We start from the raw sequence: 18,708 nt of genomic DNA, 5'->3' as shown, positions 1-18,708 counted from the left end.
ACACCCGGCGCCGGGATCGGTGCGCGGGGTCAGGCGACGGCGCGGAGCGGGGTTCGCTCGTCGAGCAGTGCTTCGGCGTCGGCGAGGAACGCGTCGATCCGCCGGAGCCGGTCGGCGGTGCGCCGCTCGACCGCCGCGAGCCGCTCGGCCCGGCGCCGGGCGTCTTCGACGATGCGCCCGGCCTGCGCACGGGCGTCCGCGGTGCGCCGCGAGGCGGACTCCTCCGCCTCGCCGACGATCGCGGCGGCCCGCTCCCGGGCCGCGGTGACGACCCCGTCCGCCTCCGCGTGGGCCAGTTCGAGCAGGTGCCGGACGCGGTCGCCGACGGCGGCCGGGTCGGCCGGTGCCCGGCACAGCCGGTCGGCACGGGCGGTCAGCTCCGCGTTTTCGGCGCGCGCGTGCTCGAGCTGCCGCGCCAGGTGTTCGGCCTCGGCGACGGCCGCGTCGCGGTCGGTGGTGAGCAGGCGGATCTCGGCGAGCAGCTCGTCGATCCGCTCGTCGACCTGCTCGCGGTCGTAGCCGCGGAACGTCAGCGCAAAGCTCTCGGGCAGGGTCAGGGGCAGGGGCGCCGTCATCGGGCCACGGCCGGACGGCGCAGCAGCGCGGCGAGCGCGCCGGCGTCCCCCGCGGTCCGGATGCGCACCGGGTCCGGCCGTCCCACGGTGTGGTCGTCCGCGTGCAGGGCGGCGACGAACCGCGCGACCCGGCGCGGCGACGGCGCGACCGTGGGGCCGCCCAGGTAGCGCAGGACGATCAGGTCCTCGCCCGAGTGGGTCTCGATCGCCGCCGCCCAGCCGCGCTCCTCGTCCCACAGCAGGGCCAGGTCGCGGTCGGGGTAGTGCGGCAGCCTGCTGTCGAGGGCGACGTAGGCCGACACCGGGCGGTCGTGGTCGAGGGTGCAGGACTCGAGGCCGATCCCGAGCTCGGCGGTGACCTCGCGGAGGTAGCCGAGCAGCGCGGGGACGGCGGGGTGGTGCTGGTAACCGGTCGGGAGTTCGATCGATGCGGTCACGGGGGTCGGTCGCCTTTCTCGCCTGTCTCTCCGGACACCCCGGTTCTAACATGTCATCGAAACGATGACAAGTGAGATGTCGCCGGATGGACGACAACGACTGTCCGGTTCGCCGGGATTGAACGGAGCGTCACCGGGGTACCCGATCGGGCGACCGCGGAAGATCCCGCGGCGGACGGGGAAAGCGAGGCGGCGTTGAGCATTCTGATCGACTTCGGGCGCGACACGGAGTTCTCGTTCGAGCGGCGGTTGCGCGACTACGTGGGAGTGGTGGCCCGTGCGGTGGGCGTGGGCCTGGAGTCCTGCACGCTCGACACCGGAACCCCCGCGGCGGCCTACATCGCGCTCGACTGGCGCCTGTCCCGCTTCCCGGAACACGACCTGGCCCTCGTCTGGGACGAGGTCCACGGCTGGGCCGCCGCGATCGAAGACGCCGGCGGCCCGGCGGTCCTGACCTACCTGGGCGGCGACGTCCTCCCGGAGGCCCGCGCAGTGGTCCGGTTCCTGGCGGCGGTCCGCGCGGGCGACCTGGACGCGGGCACCCTGGAGGCCCCGGTCCTGCGCGAAGCAGGCGACCACGAGCAGCTGCTGGCGATGGTCCCCGCCGTGGGGTGATGCCAGACTGGGCCCATGGGGGAGCTGACGGCGGAGTCCGTGGTCGACCGGATGGTGCCGCAGACGCCCCGGGTCTCGCCGGACGGCCGGTGGGTCGTGTCCGCGAGTGCGCCGGTGGGGCAGGCGGGGGAGCACCCGGAGAGCGGCCTGTGGCTCGCACCGGCGGACGGGACCCAGCCGCCCCGTGCGTTCGCCGCCGCCGCGGCCGAAGACCGCGACCCGAGGTGGTCGGCCGACTCCGCGTGGGTGTACTTCCTTTCGGACCGGGCCGACCGCGGGACCGCGCAGCTGTACCGGGCCGGCCTGGCGGGCGAGCCGGAGCGGCTGACGGACCGGCACCCGGGGATCCGGGAGTACGTGCTGCTGCCGGACAGCGGTGCGGTGGTGCTCGTCGCGCCGGAGGAGAAGGCGGGCCCGGCCGACCCGCGGGTGCGCGTGGTCCGGCCGGGTGGTGCCGGGACACCAACCTGGGACACCGTCGAGCGGCCCGGCCGGCTGTGGCTCCTCGACACCGCGACCCGCGCCATCCGCCCGCTCGGCGACCTCGGTCCCCGGCACGTCGTCGAAGCCGCCGCGCGGCCGGACGGTGCCACCCTCGCCGTGCTGACCTGGTCCGTCGCCGATCGGGAGCCCGGGCTCTTCGACCCCGGACTCCACCTGGTCGATCCCGCCACCGGTGACCGGCAAGATCTCGGCACCCCGGCACTGGAGGCCGGGTCGCTCACCTGGTGGCGGGACGAAGCCGGCTGGCGCCTGGCCTACCTCGGCCTCACCCCGCCCGGCCTGATCGGCGGCAACGCGGTCTTCGACGCCGTCGGGCGCCGGAACCTCACCGCCGGGCTTGGTGTCTGCCCGATCGAACTGGCCGGGTCCGGCGACGGCGCGCTGCTGGCCCTGTTCGCCGAAGGCCTCGACACGACCATCCGGTGCCTCGACCCCGCCTCCGGCACGTTCACCGAGCTCGGCCGCGCACCCGGCAGCCTGCAGGACCTGAGCGCGGGCGGCGGGCGGATCGCCGTCGTCGGGAGCACGGCCGCCGAGCCGGACGCCGTCCACTGTGGACCACCCGGCGGTCCGCTCGGCCGGCTCGGCGGACCGCATCCGGACATCCCCTGGGGCACGCAGGAACGCTTGTCCTACCGCGCCGGAGACGGCCTGGAGCTCGACGGCCTGCTGGTCCTCCCGCCCGGCCGGACCCGCGCCGACGGGCCCTTCCCGCTGGTCACACTGGTCCACGGCGGCCCGTACGACCGCTTCGCCGACCGGTGCCAGCTCGGCTGGTTCCGCAACGGCCAGTGGCTGGCCGCCGCCGGGTTCGCGGTGTTCCTCCCGAATCCCCGCGGCGGCCTCGGTCACGGGCACGCCTTCGCGGCGAGCGTCGCCGGCGACGTCGGTGGCGCGGAGTTCACCGACCTCCTCACCGGGATCGACCTGCTCGTCGAGGCGGGCGTCGCCGACGAAAACCGGCTGGGCATCGGCGGCGGCAGCCACGGCGGGTTCATGGCGGCCTGGGCCGTGGCCCACACGGATCGCTTCAAGGCGGCCGTCGTCAACGCGGGCGTCGTCGACTGGCCGCTGCTCGCCGCGACCGGGGAGCACGGCCGGTTCGAGCTCGCACTGGGCGGCCGGGAGAACAGCCCGATCACCCACGCGCACCGCATCTCGACCCCCGTCCTCATCGTGCACGGCGAGGACGACACGAACGTCCCGCTCTCCCAGGCGGAGCTCCTGCACCACGCCCTCGGTGACCGCGAGCACGAGTTCGTGGTCTACCCGCGCGAGGGCCACTCGCTCCGCGGACGCGGCCACCAGCTCGACTTCCTGCACCGCACCCGTGCCTGGTTCTCCGCGTGGCTGGCTTGAACGCGGCCGCCGCGGGGTAACCGGGAAGGATGACGAGGACTCGCGTTTACCGCGACGGCGTGCTGCAGAAGGAAGACTTCCCCGTCGCGGACGTGTCGGAGTTCCTGGCCGAACCGGGCACCACGGTGTGGGTCGACCTGTGCGAGCCCACCGAAGCGGACCTCGCCGAGCTCGCGGACGAACTCGGCCTGCACCAGCTCGCCGTCGAGGACGCGGTGTCCGAACACCAGCGGCCCAAGCTCGACCGCTACGACGGGCACGCGTTCCTGGCCGCCTACGCGGTGCGCTTCGACGCGGGCACCGGGGACGTCACCCTCGCGGAATTCGGCGCCTTCGTCGCGCCGCGGGCGCTGGTGACCGTGCGCAAGGACGACGGCTTCGACATCGAGCCGGTCGTGCGCCGCTGGGACCAGGCGCCGGAACTGGCGAAGACCGGCGTGCCCTTCCTGCTGCACGGCCTGCTCGACCACGTCGTCGACGGGCAGTACGAGGCCGTGCAGGCCCTCGACGACGAGGTCGTAGCCTTGGAGGACCTGGTCTTCGACGACCGGCCGGACTCCTCGGAACTGCAGCGCCGGTCGTTCCGGCTGCGCAAGAGCCTCACCGCCCTGCGCCGCGTCGTGCTGCCGATGCGCGAGGTGCTCAGCGCCCTGATGCGGCCGGACCTGCACCTGGCCGACGAGCAGACCCGCCCGTACTTCGAGGACGTGCACGACCACGCCCGGCAGGCGGCGGAGCAGACCGAGGCGCTGCGCGAGCTGATCGCGACGGTCCGGGAAACTCAGCTGAACCTGCAGAGCAACCGGCTCAACCTGATCATGAAGAAGGTCACCGGCTGGGCCGCGGTGATCGCGGTGCCGACCGCGGTGACCGGGTACTACGGCCAGAACGTGCCCTACCCGGGCAACGGCGCGCCGAGCGGGTTCTGGACCTCGACCATCGCCGTGCTGGTGCTTTCGGTGGGGCTGTACGCGTTGTTCAAGCGCAAGGACTGGCTCTGAGCAATTGCTCCACAGTGGAGTGTCCACACCGGATGCTCCATTGTGGACGTCGACCTCCGGGCGCGACGAGGTGCGGCAACGGCGTCCGCGCGCACGTCACCGGACCCCGTGACGGCGTTCAGCCGAACGGGTCAATGCGGCCGGATGGCCTGTGACAGAAGGAAAGGCTTTCGAGCACCGCCTGGAAGCGCAATGGGACACCGGCGCGGCTGGTTGCTCAACCGTTGCCGCTCAGCATAGTGCAGCTGCACTATGCTGAGCCACCCGGTGTGCAGGCACCGGGACGGTGCCGCGGTGCCGGCAAACGGAGAAACGGGTGGCGGATGAGCGGGGCAATGGTCGAAGGGACGCGCCCGGGTGCGGGTGCGGACGCTTCGGGCGTGGGCGAGGCCGGGGAGCAGGAGCTGCGCCGGCTGCTGGCCGGCCTGACCGCCGTCCGCGACGGCGACTTCGGCATCCGGCTGCCGGGCGGGGCCGACGGCCTGCTCGGCGAGATCGCCACGGTGTTCAACGGCATGGCCGACCAGCTCTCGCTGTTCACCTCGGAGGTCACCCGCGTCGCCCGCGAGGTCGGCAGCGAAGGGCAGCTGGGCGGGCAGGCGAAGGTCCCCGGCGTGTCCGGCACGTGGAAGGACCTCACCGACTCGGTGAACGCCATGGCCGGCAACCTCACCACCCAGGTGCGTGACATCGCCCAGGTGGCGACCGCGGTGGCGAAGGGCGACCTGTCGCAGAAGATCGACGTCGACGCGCGCGGTGAGATCCTCGAGCTGAAGGACACCGTCAACACGATGGTGGACCAGCTGTCCTCGTTCGCGGACGAGGTCACCCGCGTCGCCCGGGAGGTCGGCAGCGAAGGCCGCCTCGGCGGGCAGGCCCAGGTGCCGGGGGTCGGCGGCGTGTGGCGCGACCTCACCGACTCGGTGAACTTCATGGCCGGCAACCTGACCGACCAGGTCCGCAACGTCGCCCAGGTGACGACGGCGGTCGCCAAGGGCGACCTGTCGCAGAAGATCACGGTCGACGCCCGGGGCGAGATCCTCGAGCTCAAGAGCACGATCAACACGATGGTGGACCAGCTGTCCTCCTTCGCGGACGAGGTCACGCGCGTCGCGCGAGAAGTCGGCACCGAAGGCCGGCTGGGCGGCCAGGCGGACGTCAAGGGCGTCTCCGGCACCTGGCGCGACCTCACCGACTCGGTCAACTTCATGGCGGGGAACCTGACCGACCAGGTCCGGAACATCGCCCAGGTCGCCACCGCGGTGGCGAAGGGCGACCTGTCCCAGAAAATCAACGTCACCGCCCGCGGCGAGGTCCTGGAGCTCAAGGACACGCTGAACACGATGGTGGATCAGCTGTCCGCGTTCGCGGACGAGGTCACCCGGGTGGCGCGGGAGGTCGGTACCGAGGGCCGGCTGGGCGGGCAGGCGGACGTCAAGGGCGTCTCCGGCACCTGGAAGGACCTCACCGAGTCGGTCAACGTCATGGCCGACAACCTCACCGCGCAGGTCCGCTCGATCGCCCAGGTCACCACCGCGGTCGCCCGCGGCGACCTGTCCCAGAAGATCCGCGTCGACGCGCGCGGCGAGATCCTGGAGCTGAAGGAGACCATCAACACGATGGTCGACCAGCTGTCGGCCTTCGCGGACGAGGTCACCCGGGTGGCGCGCGAGGTCGGCACCGAGGGCAACCTCGGCGGCCAGGCCACGGTCCGCGGCGTGTCCGGCACCTGGAAGAACCTGACCGACAACGTCAACGTCATGGCGTCCAACCTGACCGGCCAGGTCCGGTCGATCGCCCAGGTCGCCACCGCGGTCGCGCGCGGTGACCTGTCCCGGAAGATCACCGTCGAGGCCAAGGGCGAGGTCGCGGCACTGGCCGACGTCATCAACACGATGGTCGACACGCTGTCGGCGTTCGCGGACGAGGTCACCCGCGTCGCCCGCGAGGTCGGCACCGAAGGCATGCTCGGCGGCCAGGCCCGCGTGCCGAACGTCGCCGGCACCTGGAAGGACCTCACCGACAACGTCAACTCGATGGCGAACAACCTCACCGGGCAGGTCCGCAACATCGCCCAGGTGACCACCGCCGTCGCCCAGGGCGACCTGACCCGCAAGATCGACGTCGACGCCCGCGGCGAGATCCTCGAGCTCAAGACCACGATCAACACGATGGTCGACCAGCTCTCCGCGTTCGCCGCGGAGGTCACCCGCGTGGCGCGCGAGGTCGGCAGCGAGGGCCGGCTCGGCGGCCAGGCCGAGGTCGAAGGCGTGTCGGGCACCTGGAAGCGGCTGACCGAGAACGTCAACGAGCTGGCCGGGAACCTGACCCGGCAGGTCCGCGCGATCGCCGAAGTCACCAGCGCGGTCGCCGAGGGCGACCTGACCCGCTCGATCACCGTCGACGCCTCCGGCGAGGTCGCGGAGCTGAAGGACAACATCAACTCGATGGTGGAGTCGCTGCGCGAGACGACGCGGGCGAACCAGGAGCAGGACTGGCTGAAGTCCAACCTGGCCACCATCACCGGCCTGATGCAGGGCCGCCGCGACCTCGCCGTGGTCGCGGCCGCGGTGATGGACGAGCTGGTCCCGCTGGTCAACGCCCAGTACGGCGCGTTCTACCTGGCCGACGACACCGCCGAGGTGCCGGAGCTGCGGCTGGTCGGCGCCTACGGCCACCCCGAGTCCGGCGCCGTCGGGGACGGCCCCGCGATCCGGTTCCGGGTCGGCCAGTCGCTGGTCGGGCAGGCCGCCCGCAGCCGCCGCGCGATCGCCGTCGACGACGTCCCGCCCGGCTACGCCACCATCTCCTCGGGCCTCGGCAGCACCGCGCCGGCCAACCTGATCGTGCTGCCGATCGTGGTGGAGGACCAGGTGCTCGGCGTGATCGAGCTGGCGTCGGTGCACGGCTTCACCCCGGTGCACCGGGCGTTCCTCGAACTGCTGATGGAGCAGATCGGCGTCAACGTCAACAGCATCGTCGCCAACGCCCGCACCGACGAGCTGCTCGGCGAGTCCCAGCGGCTCACCGCTGAGCTCCAGGCCCGCTCGGAGGAACTGCAGGCGCGGCAGGAGGAGCTCCAGTCCTCCAACGCCGAGCTGGAGGAGAAGGCGGCGCTGCTGGCCACGCAGAACCGCGACATCGAGACGAAGAACCTGGAAATCGAGCAGGCCCGCCAGGAGCTGGAGGCCCGCGCCCAGCAGCTGACGCTGGCGTCGAAGTACAAGTCGGAGTTCCTGGCCAACATGAGCCACGAGCTGCGGACCCCGCTCAACAGCCTGCTGATCCTGGCCCAGCTGCTCGCGCAGAACCCGACCCGCAACCTCACCGCCAAGCAGGTCGAGTACGCGGGCATCATCCACTCGGCGGGCTCGGACCTGCTGCAGCTGATCAACGACATCCTCGACCTGTCGAAGGTCGAGGCCGGGAAGATGGACGTCACCCCGGAGCAGGTGTCGCTGCGCCAGCTCATCGACTACGTCGAGGCGACGTTCCGGCCGATGACCTCGCAGCGCAACCTGGACTTCCGGATCACCGTCGCGCCCGGCTCGCCCCCCGAGCTGCTGACCGACGACTCCCGGCTGCGCCAGGTGCTGCGCAACCTGCTGTCCAACGCGGTCAAGTTCACCGAGGTCGGCGGGATCGAGCTGCACATCGAGCCGGTCGACCCCGAGCGGCTGCCCCGGCCGCTGCGGGCGCACGGGCCCGCCGTCGCGTTCCGGGTCACCGACACCGGCATCGGGATCGCCGAGCACCAGCTCGAATCGATCTTCGGCGCGTTCCAGCAGGCCGACGGCACCACCAGCCGCAAGTACGGCGGCACCGGGCTCGGGCTGTCGATCAGCCGGGAGATCGCCCAGCTGCTCGGCGGGGTCATCACCGCCGAAAGCACCCTGGGCGAAGGCAGCACCTTCACCTTCGCGCTGCCGGTCGCGCGCCCGGACTTCGCGCCGCTGCCGTCGGGGGAGCACCCCGGCACCGCGGTCGTGCCCGCCGAGTCCGGCGCGGTCGTTCCGGCGGCAGGCCCGCGGCCGCACCGGCGGCTGCTGGTCGTCGAAGAACGCCAGCACGGCCTGCTGACGCTCGTCGCCGAGAGCGCGGCGGCGGACCTGGCCGACAGCCGGGACATCGGCCTCTCGCCCGCCGACGTCGAAGTCGTGACGGCGGTCGGCACGCAGGAGGCGGCCGCCGCGCTCGCCACCGACGCCTACCACTGCGTGGTGCTCGACCTGGACCTGCCGGAGCGGACCGCATTCACCTTCCTCGACGCGATGCAGGGCGACAGCGCGCTGCGGCTGGTCCCGGTGCTCGCACACAACAGCCGGCGGCTCGACAGCGAGCTCGAACAGCTGGTGCAGTCCCGCGCGGACATGCAGTCCCTCGAAGTGCTGTCGGGGCTGGACGAGCTGCGCGAGCGGATCGCGCTGCACCTGTCGGCGGAGGAGCCCGGCGCGGTGCTGCCGCTGGTCCGCCCGGAGGATGCGGCCGGGCCGGTGCAGGCGGCCGACGTCGACACCACGCTGGCCGGGCGCACGGTGCTGATCGTCGACGACGACCCGCGCAACGTCTACGCGCTGACCGGGATCCTGGAGCTGCACGGCATGCACGTGCTGCACGCCGAGGACGGCCGCAAGGGCGTCGAGACGGTCGCGTCCCACCCGGGCATCGACCTGATCCTGATGGACGTGATGATGCCGGAGATGGACGGCTACACCGCGACCTCGAAGATCCGCGCGATGCCGGAGCACGCGAGCATCCCGATCGTCGCGGTCACGGCGAAGGCGATGCCGGGCGACCGGGAGAAGAGCCTGGCCTCGGGCGCGACCGACTACGTCACGAAACCGGTGGATGCGGACGATCTGATCACCCGCATCAAGCGGCACGTGACCGCGTGATCGGCGAGGATCGGTTGCCTGCCGAAGACCGGATCATCCCCGTGCTGCCCCCACCGGCCGAGGTGTCGGCCAACCTCGCCCGGCTCGCCGACACCGTCGCGCGCCTGCGCGGCGAAGTCGACCACGCCCACGCGGTCGCCGACGGCCGTGGGCTGATCGAACTGGCCAAGGGCGTGCTGATGGAACGCCTGCACTGCACGCCGTCGGACGCGGCGAAGCAGCTGGAGACGCTGGCCGAGCGCTCCGGGATGACGCCGCTGGAGTTCGCCGCGGACGTCGTCGGCGAGGCGGCCGAGGACCGGATCACCGAGGTGACGCAGGAGTTCCTGGCCCGCGCCGAAGGCGAAGAGTCGGTCGCGGTGCGGTTGCGGACCGCCGAGAGCGGCGTGCTCGCGGCGGGGGACACCCAGCGCGTCGCGGAGTCCATCCTGGAGCACGCCCTGCGGCCGCTCGGCGCGACCGCGGTCGCGGTGTGGCTCGCCGGGCCGGACGGGTCGCTGACGCTGGCCGGCTCGGCCGGGTTCTCCGCGGAGGAGGCGACGCGCTGGTGCTACGTCCCGCCCGGCGTGGCGACGCCCGCCCGCAGCGCGTTGCTCGCGCGGGACACCGTCTGGCTCCCCACGCTGGCGGGGGCTGGGCTGCCGTCGATCGGGCAGCACACGCTGTCCGGCGGCGGCCGGGTCACCGTGCCGACCGGCACCGGCGGGCGGATCATCGGCGTCGTCGAGATGTGCTGGCCGGAGCCGCTGCCCGCGGAACCGGGGCGGCAGCGCCGTCAGCTGGAAGCGCTGGCCGAGCTGTGCGCGCACACGCTCGACACATGGGACGGTGTCGTCCCGCCGGTGACCGCGGACGGCGACTTCCTCGGCGAGCTGGTCGACTTCATCGACGGCCTGCACGACCCGGCCGTGCTGCTCTCGCCGTGCGTCGACGGTGGCAACCGGCTCAGCGACTTCCGCATCCACCACGCCAACGTCCGGTTCGCCGACCCGGGCGGACGGCCGCGCAGCCGGATCGTCGGCACCCGGCTGCTGGAGTCGTACCCGCTCGCCGCCGAGGAGAGCGGGCTGCTGGACAAGATCCAGCGCGTCTACGCCACCGGCGAGCCGTTCCGGGCCGAGAGCATGGCGGTCACGACGCTGGTGGACCAGGTCCCGCTGACCGTGCTCACCGACGTCAGCGTCACCCGCTTCGCCGGCAACGTGCTGCTCATCCTGCGCATCCAGGACGACGCGGCGAAGCTGGCGGTGCTGCTGCAGCACGCCCAGCGGCTCGGGCGCATCGGCGGCTTCGAGGAGAACGTCGTCACCGGGGCGATCACCTGGAACATCGAGCTGTTCTCGCTGTACGGCCTGCCGCCCACCGCCACGCCGCTGTCGCTGCACGACCTGGCCGCGAACGCCCACCCCGACGACGCGCCGTCGATCGGCCGGTTCCTGCGGGCGGTGCTGCACCACAAGCGCCCGTCGTCGACGGCGTTCCGGCTGCAGCGTTCCGACGGCGTCGCCCGGCACATCCGGGTGGTCGCCGAGCCGGTCGTCGACGCCCGCGGCGAGCTGGTCGCGGTCCGCGGCGCCTACCAGGACGTCTCGTCGCAGCACTGGACCGAGGTGGCGCTGGCCGCGACGCGGGACAGGCTGGCCGAGACCGAGCAGCAGGCGATGGAGCGCAACCGGCTCGCGCTGCAGCTGCAGCACGCGATCATGCCGCCGGCCAAGGGCCCGATCGACATGCCGGGCCTGCGCGCGGCGGTCCGGTACCGGCCCGCGGAGAAGGAGCACCTGGTCGGCGGCGACTGGTACGACGCGGTGGCCTTGCCGACCGGCGAGGTCCTGCTGTGCGTTGGCGACGTCGCCGGCCACGGCATCGACGCGGCGACCGGCATGGTGAGCCTCCGCAACGCCCTGCGCGGCCTCGCGGCGACCGGCGCCGGGCCCGCCCAGCTGCTGACCTGGCTGAACCTGGTGGCCTACCACCTGACCGACCACGTCACGGCGACCGCGGTGACGGCCGTGTACAACCCGGCGGACCACAAGCTGCGCTGGGCCCGGGCGGGTCACCTGCCCCCGATCGTCCGCCACAGCGACGGCACGGCCACGACGCTGCCCCTGATCCGCGGCTCCCTGCTGGGCGCGGTCCGCGACGTGACGTACGAGGAGGACGAGCTCCAGCTGGCCGAGGGCGACCTCCTGCTGATCTACACCGACGGCCTGATCGAGCGCCGCGACCGCCCGGTCCAGGATTCGGTGTCCCGCCTCCTCACCCTGGTCGACGGCCACGACGGCGGGCTGGAGCACCAGCTGGACCGCCTGCTGACCTACAGCACGGCCGACACCGACGACGACACCTGCGTCGTCGGCATCGAGGTGATGACGTCCTGACGCGTGTCGTCCCCCAATCACACGTGATGCCTCTCCAATCACGAATGATGTCCTTCCCATCACGCGTGATGCCCCTCCGATCACGAGCGGTGCCTCGTTCCGCACGAGCGGCGGCCGGCCGGCCGGTGGATCGAGCCGGGCGTTGTCCGTGCGCTGCGAGGCATCTCGCGTGATTGAAGGGGCATCACGGGTGATTGGAGAGGCATCACTCGTGATCAGGGGGTCGACACAGGTCAGGGGTTGATGGCCAGCACCAGGAAGCCCGCCAGCAGGACCAGGTGCACGCCGCCCTGCAGGCGGGTCGCCCGGCCGGGCACCACCGTCAAGACGCTCACCACGACCGTCAGCGCCAGCAGCACGATCTGCGTCGAGCCCAGGCCGAGCAGCAGCTGGCTCGGCAGCCACACCGACGCGAGCGCGATCGCCGGGATCGTCAGGCCGATGCTGGCGATCGCCGAGCCGTACGCCAGGTTGAGGCTGATCTGCATCCGGTCGCGCTGGGCCGCGCGGACCGCCGCCAAGGTCTCCGGCAGCAGGACCAGCAGGGCGATCACCACGCCCACGAACGACTGCGGGAACCCGGCCGCGCGGACCCCGGCCTCGATCGCCGGTGACTCCACCTTCGCCAGCCCGACCACCGCGACCAGTGCCACGAGCAGCAGCGCGAGGCTGCCCAGCGCCGCGCGGTTCGACGGCGGCTCGGCGTGGTCGTCCTCCTTGACCGCGCCGTCGGCGGCGACCGGGAGGAAGAAGTCGCGGTGGCGGACCGTCTGCGTCAGCACGAACGTCCCGTACAGCACCAGGGACGCCAGCGCCGCGAACGTCAGCTGGGTGGGGGAGAACGCCGGGCCGGGCGTGCTGGAGGTGAACGCGGGCAGCACCAGGCTCAGCGTGGCCAGCGTCGCGACCGTCGCCAGCGCCGCCCCGCTGCCTTCGGAGTTGAACAGCGTCGAGCCGTAGCGGCGGGCGCCGACGAGCAGCGAGATGCCAACGATGCCGTTGGTGGTGATCATGACGGCGGCGAACACGGTGTCCCGCGCGAGCGACCCCGCCTCCGGGCCGCCGGACACCATCATCGTGACGATCAGGGCGACCTCGATGACGGTGACGGCCACCGCCAGCACGAGCGAACCGAACGGCTCGCCGACGCGGTGGGCGACGACTTCGGCGTGGTGCACCGCGGCCAGCACGGTCGCCCCGAGCGCGACGGCGACGACGGCCACGAACACCGGGCCGAGGTCGCGGCCCCACGACAGCGCCAGCACGAGCACGCCGAGCACCGGGGTGACGGAGGTCCAGGACAGCAGGAAGGATCTCAGCGCGGCGACCATACCTCCACCCTGGCACACCACCGGCGATCCCGCGGACCGGCCGGGCACTTCTCACATCGTCCCTTGTGGACTGTCGAGGTCGGAGGGGACCAGCCGCGGGGCCGCGGTGACGACGTGGCGGCGGAAGGTTTCGCTCAACGGCGGGAGGTTCCGGCCCGCCGCCCAGGCGAGGCCGATGTCGCGCGCAGCGTCCACATCGGTCAGTTCGAGGTGCGGTGCCGGGAACGCCGCGGTGTGCGGCAGCGGCACGACGGACACGCCGAGCCCGGCCGTGACGAGCCCGCGCAGCGTCTCCACCTCGTCGCCTTCGAACCCGATCCGGGGGACGAACCCGGCCTCGGCGCACAGCCGCTCGGTCGTCTCGCGCAGCGCGTAACCCGGGCGCAGGAGGATGAACGTCTCGTCCGCGACGTCGGCGAGGCGCACCCGCCGCCGCCCCGCGAGCCGGTGGCGCGGGGGAACCGCGAGCCGCAGCGGCTCGACGAGCAGGCGGGACCAGTGCAGCTGCGGGTGCCCGGGGTCGCCGCTGGTGAGCACGAGGTCCGCGGTGCCGTCGAGGAGCTCGGCCTCCAGCCCGGCCTCGCCGTGCTGGCGCAGCTCGAAGCGGGCCCCCGGGTGCTCGCCGAGGAAGCCGCTCAGCACCGCGGACACCAGCCAGGTGCCGAACGTGTGCAGGAACGCCAGCGGGACGACCCCGGTGTCCGGCGCGACGATCTCGCCGACTTCACGCAGCCCTTGGTCGAGCTGGTCGAGCACGAGGTCGACGTGCCGCCGGAAGGCGTGCCCGGCCGGTGTCAGCCGCAGCACCCGCCCGGACCGGCGGAACAGCTCGGCGCCGGCCTCGTGCTCCAGCCGCCGCAACGCCCGCGACAGCGCCGGCTGGGTGAGGTGCGCCCGCGCGGCGGTCTCGGTGACCGTGGCGCCGGCCGCGACCTCGCGGAAGAGCCGCAGCGTCTGCACGTCCATGCCGCCAGTGTATGGAATTTCAGCCAATCAGGCATTGGACGCATCGATCATCGGGGTCCAGGCTGGAGGTATGGCAACCGTGGCTGAACAACTGGTCAGGACCCTGCGCGACGCCGGGGTCGAGCGCATCTACGGCATCGTCGGGGACAGCCTGAACCCGATCGTCGACGCGGTCCGCCGCACCGACGGCATCGAGTGGGTGCACGTCCGCCACGAGGAGACCGCGGCCTTCGCCGCCGCGGCCGAAGCGCAGGTCACCGGCAAGCTCGCCGTCTGCGCGGGCAGCTGCGGCCCCGGCAACCTGCACCTGGTCAACGGCCTCTTCGACGCCCACCGCTCCGGCGCGCCGGTGCTGGCGATCGCGTCGCACATCCCGTCGAACCAGATCGGCACCGGGTTCTTCCAGGAGACCCACCCGGACCGGCTGTTCGCCGAGTGCAGCCACTTCAGCGAGGTCGTGGCCGACCCGGCCCAGCTGCCGCGGCTGCTCCGGATCGCGACGCAGGCCGCCGTCGGCAAGGGCGGCGTCGCGGTGCTGACCATCCCGGGCGACCTGGCCGACCGGAAGGCGACCGGTCCGCTGACCGAGCGGCTCCCGCTGGTGACGCCGTCGCCCGCGGTGCCGGCTCCGGAGACCGTTCAGGAGCTCGCGGACCTGCTGAACTCCGGTGAGAAGGTGATGCTGTTCGCCGGCGCCGGTGTCCGCGGCGCGCACGAGGAAGTCATGGCGCTGGCGGAGAAGCTCGCCGCGCCGGTCGGGCACTCGCTCGGCGGCAAGGAGTGGATCCAGTACGACAACCCGTTCGACGTCGGCATGAGCGGGCTGCTCGGCTACGGCGCCTGCTACGACGCGATGCACGAAGCCGATCGGGTCGTGCTGCTGGGCACGGACTTCCCGTACGACAACTTCCTCCCGCAAGCCCGCACGATCCAGGTCGACCACGACGCTGCACGCCTCGGCCGCCGCACCCCGCTGGACCTGGCGGTGCACGGCGACGTGCGCGAGACGCTGCGGGCGCTGCTCCCGCTGCTGCGGCCCCGGACCGACCGCGCGTTCCTCGACCGGATGCTGCGCGAGCACGTGCGGAAGCTGGAGAAGGTCGTCGGCGCGTACACGACGAAGATCGAGCACCGCCGCCCGATCCACCCGGAGTACGTCGCTTCGGTGCTCGACGAGGTCGCCGCGGACGACGCGGTGTTCACCGTCGACACCGGCATGGGCAACGTCTGGGCCGCCCGCTACCTGACGCCGAACGGCCGCCGCCGCGTGCTCGGGTCGTTCCGGCACGGCAGCATGGCGAACGCGCTGCCGCACGCGATCGGCGCGCAGCTGTCCCAGCCGGGCCGCCAGGTGGTCTCGCTCTCGGGCGACGGCGGGCTCGCGATGCTGATGGGCGACCTGCTGACGCTGCCGGCGTACGACGTCCCGGTGAAGGTGGTGGTGTTCAACAACGCCACGCTGGGCATGGTGAAGCTGGAGATGCTGGTCGACGGCCTGCCGGACTTCGGCACCGACCACGCCCCGGTGAACTTCGCGGCGATCGCGGCGGCGTGCGGGATCTTCGCCGAGCGCGTCGAGGACCCGGCCGACGTGCGCGGCGCGCTGGAGAAGGCGTTCGCCCACCCGGGGCCGGCGGTGGTCGAGGTGGTGACGGACCCGAACGCCCTGTCGATCCCGCCGCGCATCACCGGCGAAATGGTGCGCGGATTCGCGCTGGGGGCGACGAAGACGGTGCTCAACGGCGGGGTCGGCAAGATGGTCGACCTGGCGCGCGCCAACCTGCGCAACACCCCTCGGCCGTAGCCCGCGGCCCCGCGGCGGGTGCGGTCCATTGTGGACCGCACCCGCCGTTTTGCGGTCTTCGGCTACACACGGTGGTGATCGACCACTCGTTCGGCTGCTGGGGCAGGAGCGGGGTGGGCTCCTACCGTCGAGGGAGTGCTCGCCGTAGGCGTCGTGGGAGGTGTGACCGGCGTGCTCGTGGCCCTCCAGCGCACCGGCCGGGACCGGCCGCTCCCCCCGGCGGCGGAGCATTTGGTGGCGGTGCTGAGGTCGTGGGGCCCGGGCCCCCAGCACCTGACGGGCCTGGCACTGGCGGGCAACCTGGGGCCCCGGTTCGTGGACGCGCTGGTGTTCACGAGGTACGGCGTGGTGGTGATCGCGGCCCACGAGCCGGGCCCGGCGGAGTGGCCGGGCCCGGGAGACCGGACCGGAGCGGCCGTGGCGGCGGCGAGGGGCGCGCTGGCGGGGCACGAAGGCGGCCGGCATGTGACGGGCCTGGTCGCGGTGGTCCCGCGGGCGGGCGATGCCGGGATGGGCGGGCCGGTACGCGGGGGAGAGCGGCCGGCCGGCTTGCCGGAGGTCTCGCAGGTGGCTTCGCCTCTTCGCGAGGCGACGGTGCTTGAGGGCGGAGGTCGGCGGGCCGAGGGATCGGTTGCGGTTCCGCAGCCGAGCGATCCGCCGCCCGGGCGCGCCCGGGCGGCGGCGTTGCCGTCCGGGCCGGTCGCGGTTCCGGAGGCGGGCGATTCGCCGGAGCTCGGGCGCGCCCGCGGGGCGGAGTTGCCGTCCGGGCCGGTCGCGGTTCCGGAGGCGGGCGATGCCGGCGTCACCGGCCGAGCCCCCGCATCCGACCTCCCGTCCGGGGCGGCCCGGCCCCGAACCGCCCCGCCCGCAGTCCGGTGGCCCGACCCCCACCCCGTGCCCGGCGTGGCCGTCGTCCTCGCCGACTCGCGAGGGCTGCGGCGGATCATCGCCCAGCACAACCGGTGGCGGACCGTCTGGTCCGCCGACGACGTCCTCGACGCCTGCTACGCCCTCTCCCTCGCGCACCTCGCCCCACCCCGTGCCGCTCTCATCGCCGAGGGGTTTCCCGCGCGGCTTCCCGTGCTCGACCGGCTGCCCGAACTGCCCGCCGTCGTTCCCCTACCCCCGGAACCCCCGCCGGCGCCCGCCGAAGACGAGCCCGTCCCGTGGACCCCGTCCGCGCGGGCCGTCGTCTTCCCGCGGCAGCGGCCGATCCGGCAGATCCCCTGGGTGCTGCTGTTCGTGCTCACCCTGCTCGTCGCCGCCGGGGTGGTGGCCGCGGTGTTCGTCAACCAGGTCTTCCACGGATCTTGACCCGTTCGGTTCGCTTCAACTAGGCCGTTTGCACCGTTTCCCCGTCGCATCCGCTGGGCACCTCCCGGTCGATGTGAAAGGGGTTCACGATGCCGCGCACCCGAGCGCTTGTCCTTCTCGCCGTCCTCGCCGGCGCTTCCCTCACCGGCTGCAAGATCCCCGACGGGCTCGCTTCCGGGGCCGGCACCCAGGCACCCGAGACGGCCGCCGCCCCGCCGATCGCGCCGGCCGAGGCGAAGAACGAGCTCGCGGCGCTGAAGATCGCCGTGCGCGGCACCATGGACGGCTACAGCCGCGACGAGTTCCCGCACTGGGACAAGGTCGACGCCAACTGCGACGTCCGCGAGCAGGTCCTCAAGCGCGACGGCAAGGACGTCAAGACCGACGCGCAGTGCGCCGCGAAGTCCGGCACCTGGGTCAGCCCCTACGACGGCGAGACCTGGCACAAGGCGTCCGACCTGGACATCGACCACGTGGTGCCGCTCGGGCAGGCCTGGATCAGCGGCGCGAAGAGCTGGACGCGGGAACGGCGCGAGCAGTTCGCGAACGACCTCGTCCGCCCGCAGCTGAAGGCCGTCACCGACAACCTCAACGAGCAGAAGAGCGACAAGGCCCCGGACGCCTGGAAGCCGCCGCTCGTCTCCTACTGGTGCACCTACGCCACCGACTGGATCGTCGTGAAGCGCAACTACGGCCTGACGATCACCGTCCCGGAGAAGACGGCCCTGCAGACCATGCTGGACCGCTGCTAGAACGAACGTGCCGCGGCCAGCGCCTGGTCCGCGTAGGACTGTCCGAACAGGACGGTGTGCACCAGCAGCGGGAACAGCTGGTGCAGCCCGATCCGGTCGCGCCAACCTCCGGCCAGCGGCGCTGCCTCGTCGTAGGCGGCGAGGACGCGGTCGAGGTGCGGGCAGCCGAACAGGTGCAGCATCGCCAGGTCCGTCTCGCGGTGCCCGCCGTGGGCGGCCGGGTCGATCAGCCACGCCTCGCGCCCGTCCCACAGCACGTTGCCGTTCCACAGGTCGCCGTGCAGCCGCGCGGGCGGTTCGGGCGAGGCCGGGATCCGGGCGCAGGCCCGCTCGAACACCGCGGCCTCGGCCGGGCCGAACGTGCCCGCGTCCACCGCCAGCCGGACGTAGGGCAGCACGCGGTCCGACGCGTACCAGGACGCCCAGTCGTCCGCCGGGTTGTTCGCCATCGGGGCCCGGCCGATGAACGCCTCCGCGGGTCCGTCCGGCGGCGGCGCGCCGAACGCCGGGGCGCCCGCGGCGTGCAACCCGGCCAGCCCGCGGCCGAAGCGCTCCGCGGCCGGCGCCGACGGGCGGCCGTCCGGGACGCGGTCGATGACCAGCCGGTCCCGGTCGTGGCTGCGGACAGCGGGAATCGGCACGGTGCCGGCCGCGGCCAGCCAGCGCAGGCCGGCCACTTCGGCGGCGGTCGCGCCGGGCGCGTGCCCCTGCTTCACGAACACCTCGCGGCCGTCTCCGGACTCGGTCATGTCCCGCACGGTACCGGCGCGCTAC

The 18,708-nt window shown here is 72.9% G+C and carries 13 protein-coding genes; 8 read left to right on the top strand and 5 right to left on the bottom strand.

The window, feature by feature from the left end; genetic code table 11:
- Nucleotides 1-29 precede the first annotated feature (29 nt).
- Together HUT10_RS03110 and HUT10_RS03105 are read right to left on the bottom strand one after the other, a co-directional pair.
- A complete protein-coding gene (locus tag HUT10_RS03110; RefSeq protein WP_176169776.1) occupies nt 30-575 on the bottom strand; it encodes a DivIVA domain-containing protein in 546 nt (181 codons plus the stop codon).
- Nucleotides 572-1,012, bottom strand: a complete 441-nt coding sequence (locus HUT10_RS03105) for a DUF6292 family protein (RefSeq protein WP_176169775.1) — start codon at nt 1,010-1,012, stop codon at nt 572-574. Before HUT10_RS03105 ends, HUT10_RS03110 begins: the two co-directional genes overlap by 4 nt.
- A 195-nt stretch (nt 1,013-1,207) precedes the next feature.
- Between HUT10_RS03105 and HUT10_RS03100 the strand changes: the two genes are divergently transcribed.
- From HUT10_RS03100 to HUT10_RS03080, 5 genes are all read left to right on the top strand, one after another.
- The gene (locus tag HUT10_RS03100) at nt 1,208-1,627 is read left to right on the top strand and encodes a DUF6292 family protein (RefSeq protein ID WP_176169774.1); all 420 of its coding nucleotides are present in this window, start codon (nt 1,208-1,210) and stop codon (nt 1,625-1,627) included.
- Between the two features lie 15 nt (nt 1,628-1,642).
- Complete coding sequence (locus tag HUT10_RS03095; RefSeq protein ID WP_176169773.1) at nt 1,643-3,490, top strand: prolyl oligopeptidase family serine peptidase; 1,848 nt, start codon at nt 1,643-1,645, stop codon at nt 3,488-3,490.
- A gap of 29 nt (nt 3,491-3,519) precedes the next feature.
- Entirely contained in the window at nt 3,520-4,491 is a 972-nt protein-coding gene (locus HUT10_RS03090) for a magnesium transporter CorA family protein (RefSeq protein ID WP_176169772.1), read from the top strand.
- A gap of 335 nt (nt 4,492-4,826) precedes the next feature.
- Nucleotides 4,827-9,386: a HAMP domain-containing protein gene (locus HUT10_RS03085; RefSeq protein WP_176177643.1), complete on the top strand. Its 4,560-nt coding sequence runs from the start codon at nt 4,827-4,829 to the stop codon at nt 9,384-9,386.
- Complete coding sequence (locus tag HUT10_RS03080) at nt 9,383-11,767, top strand: SpoIIE family protein phosphatase (protein ID WP_176169771.1); 2,385 nt, start codon at nt 9,383-9,385, stop codon at nt 11,765-11,767. Before HUT10_RS03085 ends, HUT10_RS03080 begins: the two co-directional genes overlap by 4 nt.
- Nucleotides 11,768-12,000: 233 nt before the next feature.
- Here HUT10_RS03080 and HUT10_RS03075 read toward each other — a convergent pair whose 3' ends face one another.
- Both HUT10_RS03075 and HUT10_RS03070 read right to left on the bottom strand, forming a co-directional pair.
- Nucleotides 12,001-13,098: a calcium:proton antiporter gene (locus HUT10_RS03075; RefSeq protein WP_176169770.1), complete on the bottom strand. Its 1,098-nt coding sequence runs from the start codon at nt 13,096-13,098 to the stop codon at nt 12,001-12,003.
- Nucleotides 13,099-13,149: 51 nt separating this feature from the next.
- The gene (locus HUT10_RS03070) at nt 13,150-14,064 is read right to left on the bottom strand and encodes a LysR family transcriptional regulator (RefSeq protein ID WP_176169769.1); all 915 of its coding nucleotides are present in this window, start codon (nt 14,062-14,064) and stop codon (nt 13,150-13,152) included.
- A gap of 70 nt (nt 14,065-14,134) precedes the next feature.
- Here HUT10_RS03070 and HUT10_RS03065 point away from each other — a divergent pair, with 70 nt between their 5' ends.
- From HUT10_RS03065 to HUT10_RS03055, 3 genes are all read left to right on the top strand, one after another.
- Nucleotides 14,135-15,868: a pyruvate dehydrogenase gene (locus HUT10_RS03065; protein WP_176169768.1), complete on the top strand. Its 1,734-nt coding sequence runs from the start codon at nt 14,135-14,137 to the stop codon at nt 15,866-15,868.
- Nucleotides 15,869-16,003: 135 nt separating this feature from the next.
- A complete protein-coding gene (locus tag HUT10_RS03060; RefSeq protein WP_254896632.1) occupies nt 16,004-17,182 on the top strand; it encodes a hypothetical protein in 1,179 nt (392 codons plus the stop codon).
- A gap of 89 nt (nt 17,183-17,271) precedes the next feature.
- A complete protein-coding gene (locus HUT10_RS03055) occupies nt 17,272-17,934 on the top strand; it encodes an HNH endonuclease family protein (RefSeq protein ID WP_176169767.1) in 663 nt (220 codons plus the stop codon).
- Here the strand turns inward: HUT10_RS03055 and HUT10_RS03050 are convergent.
- Complete coding sequence (locus HUT10_RS03050; RefSeq protein ID WP_176169766.1) at nt 17,931-18,683, bottom strand: fructosamine kinase family protein; 753 nt, start codon at nt 18,681-18,683, stop codon at nt 17,931-17,933. The genes HUT10_RS03055 and HUT10_RS03050 overlap by 4 nt on opposite strands.
- Between the last annotated feature and the right edge of the window lie 25 nt (nt 18,684-18,708).

The organism is Amycolatopsis sp. Hca4, assembly GCF_013364075.1.
Lineage (GTDB): Bacteria > Actinomycetota > Actinomycetes > Mycobacteriales > Pseudonocardiaceae > Amycolatopsis.
This window is presented reverse-complemented; position numbering and strand designations above follow the sequence as displayed.

What these genes read in the sequence shown, in the direction of transcription:
- HUT10_RS03110 (WP_176169776.1), bottom strand. Translation starts at nt 575, where the DNA reads ATGACGGCGCCCCTGCCCCTGACCCTGCCCGAGAGCTTTGCGCTGACG.
- HUT10_RS03095 (WP_176169773.1), top strand. Translation starts at nt 1,643, where the DNA reads ATGGGGGAGCTGACGGCGGAGTCCGTGGTCGACCGGATGGTGCCGCAG.
- HUT10_RS03090 (WP_176169772.1), top strand. Translation starts at nt 3,520, where the DNA reads ATGACGAGGACTCGCGTTTACCGCGACGGCGTGCTGCAGAAGGAAGAC.
- HUT10_RS03085 (WP_176177643.1), top strand. Translation starts at nt 4,827, where the DNA reads ATGGTCGAAGGGACGCGCCCGGGTGCGGGTGCGGACGCTTCGGGCGTG.
- HUT10_RS03075 (WP_176169770.1), bottom strand. Translation starts at nt 13,098, where the DNA reads ATGGTCGCCGCGCTGAGATCCTTCCTGCTGTCCTGGACCTCCGTCACC.
- HUT10_RS03070 (WP_176169769.1), bottom strand. Translation starts at nt 14,064, where the DNA reads ATGGACGTGCAGACGCTGCGGCTCTTCCGCGAGGTCGCGGCCGGCGCC.
- HUT10_RS03065 (WP_176169768.1), top strand. Translation starts at nt 14,135, where the DNA reads ATGGCAACCGTGGCTGAACAACTGGTCAGGACCCTGCGCGACGCCGGG.
- HUT10_RS03055 (WP_176169767.1), top strand. Translation starts at nt 17,272, where the DNA reads ATGCCGCGCACCCGAGCGCTTGTCCTTCTCGCCGTCCTCGCCGGCGCT.
- HUT10_RS03050 (WP_176169766.1), bottom strand. Translation starts at nt 18,683, where the DNA reads ATGACCGAGTCCGGAGACGGCCGCGAGGTGTTCGTGAAGCAGGGGCAC.